At 33.6% G+C, this 15,818-nt stretch carries 17 protein-coding genes; 7 read left to right on the forward strand and 10 right to left on the reverse strand.

What is annotated here, in order from left to right; translation table 11 throughout:
• Position 1: 1 nt before the first annotated feature.
• The 4 genes from ABG79_RS01915 to ftcD all read right to left on the reverse strand — a co-directional run bounded on the left by ABG79_RS01915 (position 2) and on the right by ftcD (position 3,593).
• Entirely contained in the window at positions 2-556 is a 555-nt protein-coding gene (locus tag ABG79_RS01915) for a UbiX family flavin prenyltransferase (RefSeq protein ID WP_057976572.1), read from the reverse strand.
• An 80-nt stretch (positions 557-636) separates the two neighbouring features.
• Complete coding sequence (locus ABG79_RS01920) at positions 637-1,239, reverse strand: cysteine hydrolase family protein (RefSeq protein WP_057976575.1); 603 nt, start codon at positions 1,237-1,239, stop codon at positions 637-639.
• A gap of 17 nt (positions 1,240-1,256) precedes the next feature.
• Positions 1,257-2,672, reverse strand: coding sequence for an allantoinase AllB (gene allB, locus ABG79_RS01925; protein ID WP_057976577.1), 1,416 nt, complete (start codon positions 2,670-2,672; stop codon positions 1,257-1,259).
• Positions 2,673-2,684: 12 nt separating this feature from the next.
• Positions 2,685-3,593 carry a glutamate formimidoyltransferase gene (ftcD, locus tag ABG79_RS01930; protein ID WP_057976579.1) on the reverse strand — a complete coding sequence of 303 codons (909 nt, stop codon included), beginning with the start codon at positions 3,591-3,593 and terminating at the stop codon, positions 2,685-2,687.
• A gap of 191 nt (positions 3,594-3,784) precedes the next feature.
• Between ftcD and ABG79_RS01935 the strand changes: the two genes are divergently transcribed.
• Complete coding sequence (locus ABG79_RS01935) at positions 3,785-4,477, forward strand: cyclase family protein (protein WP_083490286.1); 693 nt, start codon at positions 3,785-3,787, stop codon at positions 4,475-4,477.
• Positions 4,478-4,748: 271 nt separating this feature from the next.
• Here the strand turns inward: ABG79_RS01935 and ABG79_RS01940 are convergent, their stop codons facing one another.
• The gene (locus ABG79_RS01940) at positions 4,749-6,959 is read right to left on the reverse strand and encodes an EAL domain-containing protein (RefSeq protein ID WP_057976581.1); all 2,211 of its coding nucleotides are present in this window, start codon (positions 6,957-6,959) and stop codon (positions 4,749-4,751) included.
• Between the two features lie 270 nt (positions 6,960-7,229).
• Between ABG79_RS01940 and ABG79_RS01945 the strand changes: the two genes are divergently transcribed.
• From ABG79_RS01945 to ABG79_RS01960, 4 genes are read left to right on the forward strand one after another with little or no spacing between them, the layout of a single operon-like run.
• Positions 7,230-7,757 (forward strand): hypothetical protein, encoded by a 528-nt coding sequence (locus tag ABG79_RS01945; protein WP_057976583.1) that lies wholly within the window; start codon positions 7,230-7,232, stop codon positions 7,755-7,757.
• A 16-nt stretch (positions 7,758-7,773) separates the two neighbouring features.
• Entirely contained in the window at positions 7,774-8,133 is a 360-nt protein-coding gene (locus tag ABG79_RS01950; protein WP_057976584.1) for a hypothetical protein, read from the forward strand.
• A 23-nt stretch (positions 8,134-8,156) separates the two neighbouring features.
• On the forward strand, positions 8,157-8,471 hold the full coding sequence (locus ABG79_RS01955) for a hypothetical protein (protein ID WP_057976586.1): 315 nt from the start codon (positions 8,157-8,159) through the stop codon (positions 8,469-8,471).
• A gap of 50 nt (positions 8,472-8,521) precedes the next feature.
• On the forward strand, positions 8,522-8,836 hold the full coding sequence (locus tag ABG79_RS01960; protein WP_057976588.1) for a hypothetical protein: 315 nt from the start codon (positions 8,522-8,524) through the stop codon (positions 8,834-8,836).
• A 7-nt stretch (positions 8,837-8,843) separates the two neighbouring features.
• Here ABG79_RS01960 and ABG79_RS12740 read toward each other — a convergent pair whose 3' ends face one another.
• The 3 genes from ABG79_RS12740 to ABG79_RS01970 are packed head-to-tail and all read right to left on the reverse strand — an operon-like array spanning position 8,844 to position 11,297.
• Complete coding sequence (locus ABG79_RS12740) at positions 8,844-8,972, reverse strand: hypothetical protein (RefSeq protein ID WP_278287112.1); 129 nt, start codon at positions 8,970-8,972, stop codon at positions 8,844-8,846.
• 6 nt (positions 8,973-8,978) lie between these two features.
• Positions 8,979-9,626: a LysE family translocator gene (locus ABG79_RS01965; RefSeq protein ID WP_057976589.1), complete on the reverse strand. Its 648-nt coding sequence runs from the start codon at positions 9,624-9,626 to the stop codon at positions 8,979-8,981.
• Positions 9,627-9,644: 18 nt separating this feature from the next.
• Positions 9,645-11,297: a PucR family transcriptional regulator gene (locus ABG79_RS01970; protein WP_057976591.1), complete on the reverse strand. Its 1,653-nt coding sequence runs from the start codon at positions 11,295-11,297 to the stop codon at positions 9,645-9,647.
• Between the two features lie 299 nt (positions 11,298-11,596).
• Here ABG79_RS01970 and speD point away from each other — a divergent pair, with 299 nt between their 5' ends.
• Both speD and ABG79_RS01980 read left to right on the forward strand, forming a co-directional pair.
• Positions 11,597-12,421 carry an adenosylmethionine decarboxylase gene (speD, locus tag ABG79_RS01975; protein ID WP_057976593.1) on the forward strand — a complete coding sequence of 275 codons (825 nt, stop codon included), beginning with the start codon at positions 11,597-11,599 and terminating at the stop codon, positions 12,419-12,421.
• A 260-nt stretch (positions 12,422-12,681) separates the two neighbouring features.
• Positions 12,682-13,995, forward strand: a complete 1,314-nt coding sequence (locus tag ABG79_RS01980) for a nucleobase:cation symporter-2 family protein (protein WP_057976595.1) — start codon at positions 12,682-12,684, stop codon at positions 13,993-13,995.
• Between the two features lie 203 nt (positions 13,996-14,198).
• Here the strand turns inward: ABG79_RS01980 and ABG79_RS01985 are convergent, their stop codons facing one another.
• Both ABG79_RS01985 and ABG79_RS01990 read right to left on the reverse strand, forming a co-directional pair.
• Positions 14,199-14,555, reverse strand: coding sequence for a DUF1667 domain-containing protein (locus tag ABG79_RS01985; protein WP_057976598.1), 357 nt, complete (start codon positions 14,553-14,555; stop codon positions 14,199-14,201).
• 5 nt (positions 14,556-14,560) lie between these two features.
• Positions 14,561-15,817 carry an NAD(P)/FAD-dependent oxidoreductase gene (locus ABG79_RS01990; RefSeq protein WP_057976600.1) on the reverse strand — a complete coding sequence of 419 codons (1,257 nt, stop codon included), beginning with the start codon at positions 15,815-15,817 and terminating at the stop codon, positions 14,561-14,563.
• Position 15,818: the final 1 nt, after the last annotated feature.

Genomic DNA, 15,818 nt, shown 5'->3' on the forward strand with positions numbered 1-15,818 from the left:
TCTATTCACCCCATCTTGTATAAAGGCTATGCTCAATATCAAGCTGATCAAGAATCCTTCCAACCATAAAAGCTACTAAATCGTTTATAGTCTGAGGCTGGTTATAAAATCCCGGGGATGCAGGCATTACTTTAACACCACACCTCACAAGCTTTAACATATTCTCAAGATGTATTGCACTTAAGGGTGTTTCCCTCGGCACTAAAATAACCCTTCTCCCTTCTTTTATACAAACATCTGCAGCTCTAGTCAGAAGATTATCTGAATATCCATTTGCAATCGAAGACAATGTTTTCATTGAACATGGAACAACAACCATTCCATCAGTTTTAAAGGAACCGCTGGCAATCGGTGCAGCAAGATTTTTGTTATCGTGATAGTATGTTGCTAATTTTTTTAATTCCTCTAAATTAAACCCGCATTCATGCTCTACAACGTATTCCCCCATAGTTGTAACCACAAGATGAGTTTCTATATTAAGTTCCTTTAAAACCTTCAAAAGACCTATTCCATATATTGCACAGCTTCCACCTGAAATTCCAACTATAAGCCTCATAAGCACCACTCTTCATCTTAAATTATAAAATCCCCTAAGGGTTTCAGGATAAGCTCCTAAAACCCCCAGGGCTATTTTTATCATTCAACTTTATTTTGTGTATCTCCAGCACCTGTCCATGGGTCAATTCCCTTTTCCCATGCATCTATATATTCATCAATCGTCATTATCTTTGAGAACAGGCTCAAATCCCTAAGTCCTGATTCATGCATTTCCTGTGTCTTTGACTGAGTTCCATCTGATAAAACTATAACCTTATATGCATGATGAAGCGCATCGGAAGCTGTGCTTCTTACGCAAACATTTGTCCAAACTCCAGTCAAAACAACTGTGTCAATATTTTCTTCCCTTAAATACAAATCAAGGTCTGTATATGCAAATCCTGAATGTCTTCTCTTTGGAACTACATACTCTTCTCCCTCTGGCTTTAACTCATCGATGAACTCTGAGCCCCATGTTCCTTTAACTGCATGTCTTGGTCTTACTCTAAAGTCTGCATCATTTTTCCTATGAGCCTCTTGAATATGAACAAGCTGAATATCGTCCTTTCCTCTTTCTCTAACCCACTTAAATAGTCTCTGAAGATTAGGAACTATAAGGTCAGCACCTGGGCATCTTAAAGTTGCCTTTTCTCCAACGAAGTCATTTAGCATATCTATAACCAAAATAGCATGTCTTGGCATTTTAATCCCCCTCACAATTAAAACTTAATCTTCCTCTCAAGCTTTTGAATGTTCTGTCTCTTTATCCATTGACCATAGCCTGGCTTTCCTACTATACCCTTTTCATCATCATAAACAAGTGTTCCACGAACGATTGTCTTTGCTACCTTACCCTTTAGCTTCATTCCGTCGAATGGAGTATACTTATTCAAGCACTGCATCTTTTCCTTTTCAATAGTCCATTCCTTATTAAGGTCGATTATAGTAAAGTCAGCGTCTGAACCTATCATCATAGCACCCTTCTTTGGGTAAATTCCATAATGCTTAGCTGCATTTGTCGATAAAATTTCAACTAATTTTGATAATGATAATCTTCCTTTGTTGTAACCTTCGCTAACAATAATAGGAACCATAGTCTCTGTTCCAGGTATTCCAGGGAATGCAGTCCAAATTGTCATTCCTGGAGCATCCTTTTCAGTTGGTATTTCATATGGCGCATGGTCAGTTGCTATAAAATCAACGCTTCCATCAATAAGTCCCTGCCATAATTCTTCATTATCCTTCTTAGTTCTTATTGGAGGAGCAATCTTTACAAACTGCTTAAACTTTGTCATGTGTTCTTGATAATTTAAAGTTAAATAATGTGGGCAAGTTTCCGATGTAACGTCTATACCCCTCATCTTAGCTTCCTTAACAAGCTTTGCGCCAATTCCTGTTGACATATGAACAACGTGGAATCTTGCACCTGTTTCCTCTGCATAGCTTATACAAAGCTGAATTGCAACCTTTTCAGCAAGTTCCATTCTTGCCTCTGCCCATGCAGGCCCATCCATTCTTCCTTCTTCTCTAAGCTTTTGAACCATATAATCACAGATTGCAAAGTTTTCTGCGTGAACACCAACAGGAAGCCCTGTCTTTGATACTTCATAGAATATCTCAAGCATTTCAGGGTCAGTTACTCTTGGATATGAAGGAACTGATGGAGTCATATAAACCTTAAAAGCAACAACTCCTTCGTCTGCCTGCTCTTTAACAATCTTCAAATTCTTATTTCTTACGTCTTCTCCTGTTACACCGCCCCACATAGCATAGTCAACAATAGCCTTGTCCTTAATTGCGTTTACCTTGTTGTGAAGTTCTGCAACTCCTCTTACCGATGGAACTGAACAGCATGGCATGTCTATTATAGTTGTAACTCCGCCAACTGCCGCTCCGCTTGTTCCTGTCAAGAAATTTTCCCTGTGGGTAAATCCTGGGTCCATGTAGTGGGTGTGTGAGTCGATACATCCAGGTAAAGTCAAATGTCCTTCTGCGTCGATTACGTTGTCAGCTTCGATTCCTTCGATTTTGTCAACAAATCCTGCAATCTTCTCATCCTTAACAAGTATGTTTGTCAATACTGTCTCATCCCCGTGTGGAATCAATGCGTTTTTAACGATTAAATCATACCTCATAATTTATCCCCCTTAATCCATTAAATGATATTCAATTATCTGTTCTTTTCTAAAGTTTTCTAGTCCAAGGAAATATTCAAGAGAATTCAAAAGATAATCAAGTTTTACTGGCCCTACAAGCTCTGAGCCTGTTACAGCAACTCCGTATCTTGCAGCCTCACTCTTTATAAAGTTATACGCCCTATAAAGTGGTGTGGCGCCGCAGTCGAACATATTCATTGAAACTACAACTCCGCTTCTTTCTGGGAACTTTATTCCCACTGCTCTTACAGTTGAGAATCCACCGCTTGGACCTCTTACTCCCTTTGCAATCTTTTTTGCAATTTCTACATCCTCAGTTGCAAGGAAAACATTATAAGCGGTCAACCCTTCAAAATCAGCGCTAACTATGGTTGCTCCAGCTGTTGGATGCAAAGCTGCAGGTCCTATATCCGGTCTTCTAAGTTCTGTATGAGCAACCTTTTTAAGTCCTTCATACTGACCCTCTCTTATGTTTGATATTGATTTTCTGAACTCGTTCCTTGCATTCTTTCCCGAAAAATATACTGGGACATTATATCTTTTGAAAACCTCTTCACCAATCTCTTCAGCAAGCTTAATCACTTCATCAATAGTTATATTTCTAAAAGGGAAAAGCGGAATGGTATCCTGTGCTCCAATTCTTGGATGTGTTCCTGTCTGCTCCTCCATGTTTATAAGCTCATAAGCCTTGCCTGCCATATTAAGAAGGGCTTCCTTAAGGCTTTCTGGCTCACCTATGACTGTTACAACTGTTCTATTAAAATCATACTCAGGCTCATAGCTTATAAGTTTTACCCCATCAACGTTTCTAACCTTATCAACTATGGCCTCAATAACGTCTTTTCTTCTTCCTTCGCTGAAATTTGGAACAGCAAGGACATATTTTTTGCTCTCAGACAAAATAATCCCCCCTTACAATTTTTATTAATAATTTCAATAAATATTAATCAAAACCTTTATATAATTTCTACAAAGAAATGATATTCTCAAAATAAAAACTTTTAATATTTTTGTATAAATTTAATAATTAAATTTGAGTTATAAAAAACTAAAATTAGAATATAAAGGCAGATATTTGAGGGGGGATTGATGTGCCGTTTAAATTGATAGACCTTTCGCAGGAAATTTATCAAGGAATGTCGGTTTTTCCAATGCACCAAAAAACATTTATTATGGTAAATATGACGCATGAGGAGAATATGCGACAGACAGGGAGCAAAACTCTTGGTTTTTCAGCAAGAAATCTACTTATAAGTGAACATGGAGGAACCCATTCTGACGCTGTATGGGAATATAAGCCAAGTGGTGAAACTATCGATAAGATGCCTCTTGAATATTTTTATGGGAGCGCTGTGTGCATAGATGTATCCTTTGTTCCGGCGACACGATACATAGAAATTTCTGATTTAGAAAAGGCTATAAAGAATTCAAAGCAGGAAATAAAAAAGGGCGACATATTACTATTATATACCGGACATTTTGACAGGAATTTTGGAACAGAAAAGTGGCAGACTGAATATACAGGTCTTAGCTACAGTGCTGCAAAATACTTAGCCGAGCTTGGAGTTGTCAATATAGGGGTTGATGCTCCTGCAATAGACCATCCACAGGATTTGGATTTTTCAGGCCACCTTGTTTGCGGTGAGTATAATATAACAAATACTGAAAACCTTTGTAATTTAGATAAGGTTGTAAACAGGCGATTTTTGTATTTTGGCCTTCCACTGAAAATTAGGGATGGCTCCGGCTCGCCAATAAGGGCCATTGCACTTTTGGAAGAATAAATTAAACCATTGATTTTCAAGTTTTTTCATTACACCACGATTAATATTAGGGGTATAAAATTAACCCCATGATATGATTTCAAAAAGTTCTTCTCACCAACTGTAGTAACTCTTGCTTTTCAGTTTTTCAAAGGACTGTAATCCTATTTAAGATTTACAGAGCTAAGTAATCTTCACAAGTAAAAATTCGTAAAGGTGGGTCCTTTGAAATAAAGAAAAGCTTTGAGTTACTTGGTGCAGTGAGCAAAGCTGAAAAATCATATTTTGGGGTTTAATCAAGTAGTTTTCTCTCTGCCTCTTCATGTGGCAATGGCATACTAAAGAAATATCCTTGGACAAAATCACATCCAATATTTTTTAATTTCTGATACTGGCTTTCTGTTTCAATTCCTTCAGCTGTAACCTTTAAATTCAAGCTATGTGCAAGCATAATGATACTGCTCATGACGCTCAAATTATCAAGTTCTAAAAATTTATCGCTAAGAGACTTGTCAAGCTTAATTTTATCAACAGGAATATATGTCAGATAATTCAACGATGAATACCCTGTTCCAAAATCATCAAGTGCAATTGTAAGGCCAATCTCTTTTAATTTTTGAAGTATCTTTAGAATCTCCTCTTTGTTTTCAACCATTATGCTCTCTGTAATTTCAATTTCTAATAATCTTGGCTCAATATTGTATTCATCTAATGTATCTTGAATATAATAAATGAATCCTTCATCCTTAATCTGCTTTGGTGAAATATTTATTGCAATAGGCCTTACCTCTATGCCCTTACTTTTCCAATAGTTCAATTGCTCTGCTACTTTCTTTATTACCCATTTACCAATCACCACTATAAGATTTGTTTCCTCTGCAAGTGGTATAAACTTAGCGGGAGAAATGTTTTTATTCTTCATCCTTGTCAATGCTTCAAAGGAAACAATTCTACCATCCTTTACATCGACTATAGGCTGATAATGAAGCATGAATCCGTCTCCATCAATGGCTTTTCTTAATATATTTTCAAGTTCAATCTTTTCCTTTAGCTTTATCGACATTTGACTCTCAAATAAAACATACTTATTCTTCCCTGAATATTTTGCACGATACATAGCTGTATCGGCATTCATCAAAATCTCATCAATGCTATTACCGTGTTCTGGATAAATTGCAATTCCTATACTTGCCGTAAGATAATTGTCCTTAAATTTAAATTGAGCATCATCTTCAAATAGCTCTAGTATTTTTCTAGCAAATGCTAATATAATATTTACATCACATTGATTCTTGTATAAAACCAAAAATTCATCTCCACCAAACCTAAAAAATTCTATATTTTCATTAGACATCGTTTTAAATGCCTTTGCTAATTTTTCCAATAAAGTATCCCCATAAACATGCCCTAATGTATCGTTAATATTTTTGAAATTATCTAGGTCTATAAGCAATATTGCTCCTTTTTTGCCATTATTAAGTTCACCATTTAATCTTTCTGTAAATTTTATTCTATTGGGTAATCCAGTTAAATGGTCATTATAAGCTAGAAACTCTATCTTCTCTTCTTGTATTTTTAGTTTAGTAACTTCAACTAAAACTCCATGGAGCTTCTTTAACTTTCCTTTGTTGTCCTTTAACCCTCTACCTGTAACCAAGAACCATCTGATATTATTGTTATCATCTATAATTCTTATTCTTGAATATATATGATTGCTTTCATTTGATTTATATTTATTATAACATTTCATTAATATTTCTTTATCTTCTTTCATAAGAAGCATATCCAAAAACTCATGAACATTCTTGGAATTGCTATATTTTGTATTTACAAGTTCCTTAAAATTTTGTGAAACCTCTATTGTATTGTCTTTTAAATCTATTTCCCATATTGCACTATTGCTTCCGTGAATAGCTATATCATACTTCTGTTGAAGTTCCTCTAATTTTTCAACATAGCTTTGCAATTCATCGTTCTGCATCTTCAATTCTTCTTCTGTAGCTGTTAGTTGTTGAACTGTTGCACTAAGTTCATCATTAAATGCAGCCATTTCCGCCTGCTGTTCTTGTATACGAGATATATAGAGTTCAATTCTATCTAACAATGAATTAATAATAAACTTCAAACCTGCAAATCTATCATCTTCTGATATCTTTAGTCTATACGATATATTTTTTTCAACATCAATTTTTTTCAATTCATCTATAAATATGTCCAATGGCTTAACAATAGTAATTCTTATATTAATAATAATAATTAATATAAGAATTATAGCTATAAATATAGATATTATAGAATACTTGTAAATCATTTCATGAATACTTCTTAATGTAGATATGTTAGTAATCTCTATTCCATATCTATGAATAATCTCAAGAATAATTTGTTTGCCAATACTATATGTGAAATATCCCATCGCAACAATAGATAGAAAAACAGTCGCAAGAGGAAAAATCAGCATACTAGTATAATTTATAATTCTGTTCTTATCGAAAAAGTTCATTCATAAAGCTCCTTTGAATTCTTATTTACAAAAATTCTGATTTTACAACAAATTTTGACATAACGCAGTATAATAAATTGAGTTCAAATGAACTCAATTTAAATTTGTCGTAAAAAATACATTTTTGCTATTTAATTATAGCCTAAAAATTTCTAAATTTCAACAATGTGATTTTAGTAACAAATAAACTATGTAGATTTTTGTAACAATTCAAAAAAATAAGCATACGTTAATAGTAGATATTATTTAAATCATTTAGAGGTGAAGTATATGAACTGTTCTAATTTCCCTAGTAAAAATTATTTGGATTGGTGCATGAATTTGCTATGCAAACAACCAGACGAAAATGGCAATGGAGAAGTTCCGCAAATTTCTTGCGACGTTGGTTATATTTACAGATTGGAAGGCAATGATTTTGTTATTTTTGACGAAGGAGAAAACATTGAATTTCAAAATGCAATTGTAAGAGGAGGTATTGGATTCAATCCAAATTCACCTGCTGACATTACTATAAATACTCCTGGTGTTTATAAAGTAACATTTTATTTAAATTGTCAATCAAGATCTATTGTAGCAATTCAACTTAATTCTCAAACTGTCTTGCCGCAGCACACTTATAAAAATAATGCTGCAAGCCAATTTATATACGGTCAAGCTTTGATTGAGGTTACAAACCCAAATACTACTTTAACAATACACGTTTTAAAGGATGTTACACTTGATAAAACGCAGCAAAACGAACCACAGAGCGTTAATGCATCTGTTTTAATAAAAAGAGTTTGTGCTTTAAATCATTAAACAAGGAGGAGTAACTATGAGTAATCAAATAAACGATACTTTAACTCAACTTGAAAGCATCGATGCTATAGCTGAAGCAGAAGCAGGGATATTAAGCTGTTTAAGCCAGTTATTGTATAAACCTACTTCACCCAATGATCCTACGCCTACAACTCCTTCATTATTATTTAACCTATATCAATTATTGAAAGAAAATTCGACAATCTTACCTTTGACCCCTGAAATTGCCTCACTTATAACTCAACTAATACTTTCCTATGCATGCAAGGAATTTGCTGTAGCTGATATTATAAATGCTCTAGCTTGTAAGCTTGCTGTAGCAAAAGATATCATTAAACACGATAAGGAAGATAGGAATGTTTGTTGCTTTAACTAAATTAATAAAATGGAGGGAATAATATGCCTGCAATAGAACCTACCCTTACCGACCTTCAATCAATGGAAAAAATTATGGATGCAACAGCAAACGAATTGCAAGGACTTTCATGGTTTTTCTGCAATGTTCTGAAGCCCTCGATTGAAAATGTGGTAGAAGACCCTGAAGATGTTCAGCAAATTAAAGAACAAATTTCATTGCTTAAACAAACTCTGTGTGCCTTTACAGTAAAAGAAGGTGCAATTGCAGAACTTATCAAATCTGTTGCCAAAAAAGAAGCTGTTGACAAGGATATACCTCCAGCACTGCTTTGCAAGTGTCTAAAATGTGAAAAATAAAATGCTGTCCATTGGGCAGCATTTACATATCAATTTTAAGGAGTATTGCTATGAATGAAATTGATAAATCAATTGAAAGCATTATTAACTCAGAGGCAAAAATTGCTGAATGTCTTAGCTGCTTATTCTGCAATATTGCCGATGAATTAAAATATACTAATCCAATTGAAAAAAGAGTTTCTTTAACAAGCGAAGTAGTTGAGGCCTATTCATGCAAAGAAAAGGCTATGGCTGATTTAATTAACTCAGCAAACTGCCTATACAGAACTACACAACATTGTTTCAAAAAAGAAGAACAATTAAAAACTATACTTTATTTCTTAATACTATTATTCGTTTTTCGAAGAATATTTACTTGCTGTTAATGCTTTTTTAATTTTCAATTTTTAATACCCTAGCAAGCCATTTTGCTGAACTTGCTTGTAATGTCAATGTTAACATTATTATTGCAAATGTAGCAATTGCTCCTGCTGCATCGTTAAACGCAGATTCCAAAATCATAATTTGCTAATATCTATATAACATTATTATCCCATATATAATGAAAAGTAAACCAGTGAATGCAAGCACCATATCAATTGTTCTTTCTAACCCCTTGCTATCCTTTAAATCATTAAATTTTTGCTTTCCTTTTATTACAGAATAATTTAACATAACGAACCATACTAACATACCAATTATTAAAAAAGAAATAAAAAGAATATACTGAAAAAATCCATTGTCTCTCCATTGATGAATTATTGTCCCGCTAACCGTCAGCCAAACAGAATGAGTAAGTGGATTTGTAATAGCCAGTATAAATCCTTTTAGCAATGGATTAGACTCAAATTTAGCATACTTTTCCTTTTTGTTTCTTTTTCTTTTTATAATATCTTCGAGCGAAAAAAACAATATCAATATGCCACAAAATATAAAAAATAAACCTTCCAGCTTTTTACTTTCATCAAAAAAGCTGAACAATCCAAAATTTATCATAATTAAATCCAATGCATCTGCACCAACAGCTCCAATTGCAACTAGTATTCCATCTTTGAAACCAGAATTTAATGTCCTTTTTACAGATTCAATTCCCGCAGGCCCAAGAGGAATAGCAAAAACAATTCCACTTATAAGACCAGTAAAAATAGCTTTAAATAAATCTAATACTTGCTTCATTCAAAACATCCCTTCTATTTATTCCCTTTTAGAAATGATATTCATTATTTTTAACCCAATTTGAAGGTTTAATCTATCTTCTTCTTTTTCTACATCCATCCCTGTTATTTCTTTTATTCTCTGCAATCTATAGAGTATGGTATTATAATGCGTAAAAAGGCTTTCAGACATTTTCTTCAGATTGCCATTACATTCAAAATATGCCTTAAGTGTCTTTACAAACTCTGTAGATTTTTTCAAATCATATTCTTCTAATCTATGTATAGTTAAAAAATAAAAATCTTCAACTTCTTCCTTAATATTTTCATTGCAAAGTATCTTATATATTCCCATATTATCATAAAAAATTGTATTACCATAATTAATAATATTGATTGCATTTAACGCCTTTTGACTTTCTTGAAAACTTTTTTCTAATTTTTCTATGCCTCTATAACATCTACCAAATGCTATTTTAAAATCAATAAATATTTTTTTGCTAAAAATTTCTGATATTCTATCTTTAAATTCTATTATTTTCTTGTTGTAATTATTATTCTTAAAGGATAAAATAATATCAATTTTATCGGTTTTACCTATTACTATTCCATTTATATTGTTTTTTTCTAAGGTCTCTTCAATTATGTATGTCAAATATAAGTTATCAATGATAGATTCCTTAATTAGTCTTTTATTGCATGCCTTTAACTTTATACTAGCAAAGCAGTATAAGTCATCACGATTCAAGTTATAAACATTAGCCTTTGATAATGCCTTTTCTCTTCTTCTATTATCATTTGAGCACAAATCATCAACAAACTCTATCCTGTGCCTGTTTTCAGCCTCTCTTAATGATAGTAACTTTAATATCTCAAGCGCCATGGTCGTTGATGAAATTTCCAAAACCGAAAGGTCGAACCCACCTAAAGGTGTATTTACAGCCCATGAAAAAATATGCCCGTAAACACTATCCTTAACAACAATAGGCATAATCATCCTTGTTATGTTTTTATTATCAATCTTTTCAACGGATTCATGAAGCCTTCTCTCATTAATCTTTGAAATTCCCCTATTGTAAAAATCATCGCAATTTTTTATTAGTTTGTTTTTAATATGTTCATCTACATCGTTAAACTTATATATCACTTTTTCTGGATATTTTAATTTTAAAACTATTGGATTTTTTATATTATTTTGAACAACATCTAGAATTTCTTCAATGCTACCCCCCTTTAGCATTATATTCATCAAATTTTCATGCACGCTTTCAACCCTTTGAAGTAGTATAGCCTGTTTATTAAAAATCTCCTTAAAAATAGGTGTCATAATTTCTGAAAAAGGTGTAGAATAATAAAGCTCAATAATAGGAAATGAAATCTCATCAGCCAATTTTAAAATCTCATCATCCAATTTTTCTTTATAAGGATAAATCTTTATTCCAAGACCAGCTAAATTCTTTTTACTGCAATCTAATATAAATCTTTTTTGAAATTCCAAATCGTTCGTCAATGAATATGCAGTAGTCAGCAAAAGTTCTCCCTGACTCACCCAATTTAAAATGTCCATATCCGCCATTATGTTTACCCTTGAAACTGTATTTTTTAGCCCCCCATGCCCAGCAATAATTTTGCAGTTTTTCATGCATTCCATATTAAGCACATCTTCTATTGTAATCCCATTCTGCCTTGCCACACATATCCCCCCATTAGTGACATTCACTTGATTTCTTGACTTCTTGAATTGTTTGACAATTTAATTATAAAATTTATTTTTGCTAAGGTAAAGTAATGCATCATCTTAATTTAGCTAAGTATTAAATGACAATTTGGAGTAAAAATAAAGATATAATGATTTATCACCCTTAATATTTGAAAACATTATTTGTATATCCTACTACAAAAAATCTTTGTCAAAATAGCAATTATTAACATTTTTCCTTGACAAAAAATGTAGAAGTTATATAATCATATGAGAATACATGTGAAGAGGGGATGAAATTGGCAAAGACAGGCAACAGCAAGATTAAATTATATGGGTTTAACAACTTAACAAAGTCTTTAAGCTTCAACATTTATGACGTTTGCTACACAAAAAATGATGAAGAGCGAAAAAGATACATCGATTATATCGATGAGCAATACAATTCTGAAAGATTGACTAAAATTCTTACTAATGTTACCGAAATGATTGGAGCAAACGTGTTGAATATCGCTAAGCAGGATTATGATCCACAGGGAGCAAGTGTAACTATTTTGATTTCTGAAGAGGAGGTTCCTCTTTATGTTCTTGACCCAAGTTGCAACAGGGGGATAATGACTCCAACAAGGGAAAATATAGTTGCGCACTTGGATAAGAGCCATATAACAGTTCACACATACCCTGAGAGCCATCCAAAGAATGAAATTTGCACCTTTAGAGTTGATATAGATGTTTCTACTTGCGGAACTATTTCGCCACTGAATGCTTTAAATTACTTAATTCAAAGTTTTGATTCAGATATCATCACGATAGATTATAGAGTAAGAGGATTCACAAGAGATGTTCATGGTCAAAAACATTTTATTGACCATGATATATCTTCTATTCAAAATTATATAGATGGTGATATACTTAGAAGATATGACTTGATTGACATGAATGTTTATCAATCAAACATTTTCCATACAAAAATGAAGATTAAAAACCTTGATTTGTCTAATTACTTATTCGACATTAAAGAAGAAGAATTAACAGAATTTGAAAAGGACGACATAGCTAAAAAGTTAAACAGAGAAATGACTGAAATATTCTATGGAATAAATATAAATAATGTATAAGATAATGGGTTGCCTTTAGTTTGGCAACCCTTTTTTGTAGCCCCCTAAATTTCAATAAACTTATCTAATTTGTAGCCATTTTATCATCTTGTATACTTTTTACATTTATTTTACTTTGAATTCCTTAGCCTTTTTAATTTTTGGGAATCTAAGTTTTAAATACGACAAATTATCCGATTTTTCTATTGTGGTTTTTTTATAAAGGATAAATAATGCCCCTTGCATAAATAATTATAGATAAAATTTAGGGGGGGTTTTCTATGGCCGAGATTGTTAACCAATCTACAAATGTAAGAAACGAGATAGTTTACAAGGTTGAAGACAAACCGCCGCTTGCATTGAGCATAGTTTTGGGACTTCAGCACATATTAGCTGCATTTGGTGGAATAGTTGCTGTTCCGCTGATTGTTGGTCAAGCAATTGGTGTAAATATTCAGGACTTATCCTATCTTGTAAGTGCAGCAATTTTCATGGCTGGGCTTGCTACATTTATACAAGCAAGGGGAATAGGAAAATGCGGTGCAAGAGTTTCCTGTATGATGGGAACTGATTTTTCATTTGTAAGTGCCGGTATAATTGTTGGTCAAACTATGGGACTTGCAGGATATTTTGGTGCAACAATATTAGGTTCTTTTATCGAAATTATATTAAGTAGATTCATAAGACCATTAATGAAATATTTTCCTCCGGTTGTTACTGGAACAGTTGTAACATTAATAGGTCTAACACTATTGCCTGTATCTATAGACTGGGCAGCTGGTGGATTCGGAGCTGCTGATTACGGCAGTTTGCAAAACATTTCTATTGCAATAACAGTTTTGTTAATTGCACTTTTCTTAAACAAATATGGTAAAGGAATTGTTAGCAGCGCAGCAGTTCTTATCGCCATTTTCTTTGGTTATATAATTTGCTCATTCCTTGGAATTCTTGATTTAAAGCCTGTTTTAGATGCTAAGTGGATTGAACTTCCAAGAATATTCAAGTATGGAGTAAAGTTTAGCTTAGTAGGAGTTTTGCCATTCATCGCTCCATATCTTGTTACTACAATTGAAACCGTTGGTTGCTTGATTGCGGTTGGAGAAGCATCAGAAAAACCTTTAAACAGCGATGAAATTTCAGCTGGGATACTTGCAGATGGCGTTGGAAGCTTTATTGCTGGATTCTTCGGAGCAGGACCTAATACTTCCTTCAGCCAGAATGTAGGATTAATTCCTCTTACAAGAGTTGCAAGCAGATATGTTATGATTGTAGCATCAATTTTATTAATGCTACTTGGTATATTCCCTAAAATTGGTGCATTAATAGCAATAATGCCTAACCCTGTTCTTGGAGGTGCTGGAATTGTAATGTTTGGAATGGTAGCTGCTGCCGGAATTAAAACGCTTTCAAAATGTGAATTAAATACAAGGAATTTATTAATACTTGCTGTATCAATCGGTCTTGGACTTGGGGTTACAGTAAGACCAGATTTTATAGCACATCTTCCACAAGGACTTAAAATGTTCTTTGGTTCAGGAATTAGCACAGGGACAATAACCGCATTCCTGTTGAATATAGTGTTAAAAGATGAATAATATTCCACATAATTAAAATATTATAACAATAATTTTAAATATAGTTTGACCCATTAATAAGGCCCCATAAATGATTTTAAATAAATTGCCCATTCAATCCTTACATAAAATAGGTAAAGGTTGATGTGCACACCTTTTAAAATCATATGGGGCTCTTGTCCAAATTGTCATACAAATCAAGAAGTCAAGAAATCAAGTGAATGTCACTCAACAGTTCTTGTTGATACGATGTCGACTCCAGTGCCTAATATGTTTTTATGGATTACATCTCCCATTTTAACCGGAGCAGATACTTCTATTTTGCTCAAAAATTTAACACAATCCTTAATCATTCCTTTTGGAATTTCGCCATCTGATTTAACTGGAAGTCTTCTCAGATACGAGTTTTTCAAAATAACTGTAGAAGTTAAAACTCTTGTAGGATTTGAAATTTCTTTCACTCCATATTCATATCCTCTTTTGCACTGATTTCCCTTTACCAATATAACATCTTCATCCTCTAAAACTTCTAAATTACACCCCATTGGGCACATGATGCATACAAATTCATGCCTTTTCATGATACTCACTCCTTCACAACCTCAATGCTTAAGCTGCAATCATTATAAGTTGATAAGTCGCTTTTTTTCAGCTTAACAGTTTCCATTTCCCCGGGTGTAACCTTCCTCTTTTTAAACGATTTAATTATTTTTCCGTCAAGTTTTACATCTAATCTGCAGTTGTTATAAATATTATCAACTCGCATAAACAGGTTTATCTCATCGTTTAAATTTTCAAGCCTTAATTTTTGTGGGACAATATACCTTATTCCATTTCCATTAACGGTCCTAATGACTACTCCATTATCAATTGCTTCTCCCTTTATATATCTTGCTGCTCCCCTTCCTGCCCTTTGAGCCTCCTGTGTAACAAAATCAACTAAATCATGGACGTGGACGACATTTCCACAGGCAAATATTCCCTCAATGCTTGTCTCCATAGACTCGTTTACAAATGGCCCTGATGTCCTTGCATCTATTTCAATCCCTGCATTCCTTGAAAGTTCGTTTTCGGGTATCAACCCGACGGATAAGAGCAACGTGTCACATTCATAAAAAACTTCTGTTCCCCTTATTGGAACCCTATTATTATCAACCTTTGCAATCGTAACTCCTTCTACTCTGTTTTTACCCTTAATATCTATTACTGTATGCTCAAAAAACAAAGGAATATTATAATCATGCAGGCATTGAACAATATTTCGTGTAAGTCCTGTTGAGTATGGCATAAGCTCTACTACCGCAAGAACCTTTGCACCCTCTAACGTAAGTCTTCGCGCCATTATAAGTCCTATGTCTCCAGAGCCAAGTATTACAACCTTCTTTCCAACCATGTAACCTTCAATGTTAATAAATCTTTGGGCTGTTCCTGCTGTAAAAATACCTGCGGGCCTAAATCCTGGAATTCCAATTGCTCCCCTTGTTCTTTCCCTGCAGCCCATAGAAAGAATTATTGCCTTTGCCTCAATCCTTCTAAATCCAAGCTCTTGATTCAAAATATAGACTTCCTTTTTATCGTTTATCTCCAGAACCATAGTATTCGTTAAATATTCAATTTTTAAATTGTTTAATTCATTTATAAACCTTTCGGCATATTCCGGCCCAGTTAATTGTTCACCAAATACATGTAGTCCAAATCCATTGTGTATGCACTGCTGCAATATTCCCCCAAGTTCCCTGTCCCTTTCTATTAACACTATCCTTTCTACCCCATTTTTTCTCGCCTCAATCGCTGCTGCAAGACCGGCTGGACCTCCACCAACTACAACCAAATCATATTTCATA

Source organism: Caloramator mitchellensis, from assembly GCF_001440545.1.
Taxonomy (GTDB): Bacteria; Bacillota; Clostridia; order Clostridiales; family Caloramatoraceae; genus Caloramator; species Caloramator mitchellensis.

Excerpts from the sequence above, each read along its gene's own strand:
- ABG79_RS01920 (WP_057976575.1), bottom strand. The coding sequence starts at position 1,239 with ATGCCAAGACATGCTATTTTGGTTATAGATATGCTAAATGACTTCGTT.
- allB (WP_057976577.1), bottom strand. The coding sequence starts at position 2,672 with ATGAGGTATGATTTAATCGTTAAAAACGCATTGATTCCACACGGGGAT.
- ABG79_RS01980 (WP_057976595.1), top strand. The coding sequence starts at position 12,682 with ATGGCCGAGATTGTTAACCAATCTACAAATGTAAGAAACGAGATAGTT.
- ABG79_RS01985 (WP_057976598.1), bottom strand. The coding sequence starts at position 14,555 with ATGAAAAGGCATGAATTTGTATGCATCATGTGCCCAATGGGGTGTAAT.
- ABG79_RS12740 (WP_278287112.1), bottom strand. The coding sequence starts at position 8,972 with ATGATTTTGGAATCTGCGTTTAACGATGCAGCAGGAGCAATTGCTACA.
- ABG79_RS01955 (WP_057976586.1), top strand. The coding sequence starts at position 8,157 with ATGCCTGCAATAGAACCTACCCTTACCGACCTTCAATCAATGGAAAAA.
- ABG79_RS01915 (WP_057976572.1), bottom strand. The coding sequence starts at position 556 with ATGAGGCTTATAGTTGGAATTTCAGGTGGAAGCTGTGCAATATATGGA.
- ABG79_RS01940 (WP_057976581.1), bottom strand. The coding sequence starts at position 6,959 with ATGAACTTTTTCGATAAGAACAGAATTATAAATTATACTAGTATGCTG.
- ABG79_RS01960 (WP_057976588.1), top strand. The coding sequence starts at position 8,522 with ATGAATGAAATTGATAAATCAATTGAAAGCATTATTAACTCAGAGGCA.
- ABG79_RS01950 (WP_057976584.1), top strand. The coding sequence starts at position 7,774 with ATGAGTAATCAAATAAACGATACTTTAACTCAACTTGAAAGCATCGAT.
- ABG79_RS01965 (WP_057976589.1), bottom strand. The coding sequence starts at position 9,626 with ATGAAGCAAGTATTAGATTTATTTAAAGCTATTTTTACTGGTCTTATA.
- ABG79_RS01945 (WP_057976583.1), top strand. The coding sequence starts at position 7,230 with ATGAACTGTTCTAATTTCCCTAGTAAAAATTATTTGGATTGGTGCATG.
- speD (WP_057976593.1), top strand. The coding sequence starts at position 11,597 with ATGAAATTGGCAAAGACAGGCAACAGCAAGATTAAATTATATGGGTTT.
- ABG79_RS01990 (WP_057976600.1), bottom strand. The coding sequence starts at position 15,817 with ATGAAATATGATTTGGTTGTAGTTGGTGGAGGTCCAGCCGGTCTTGCA.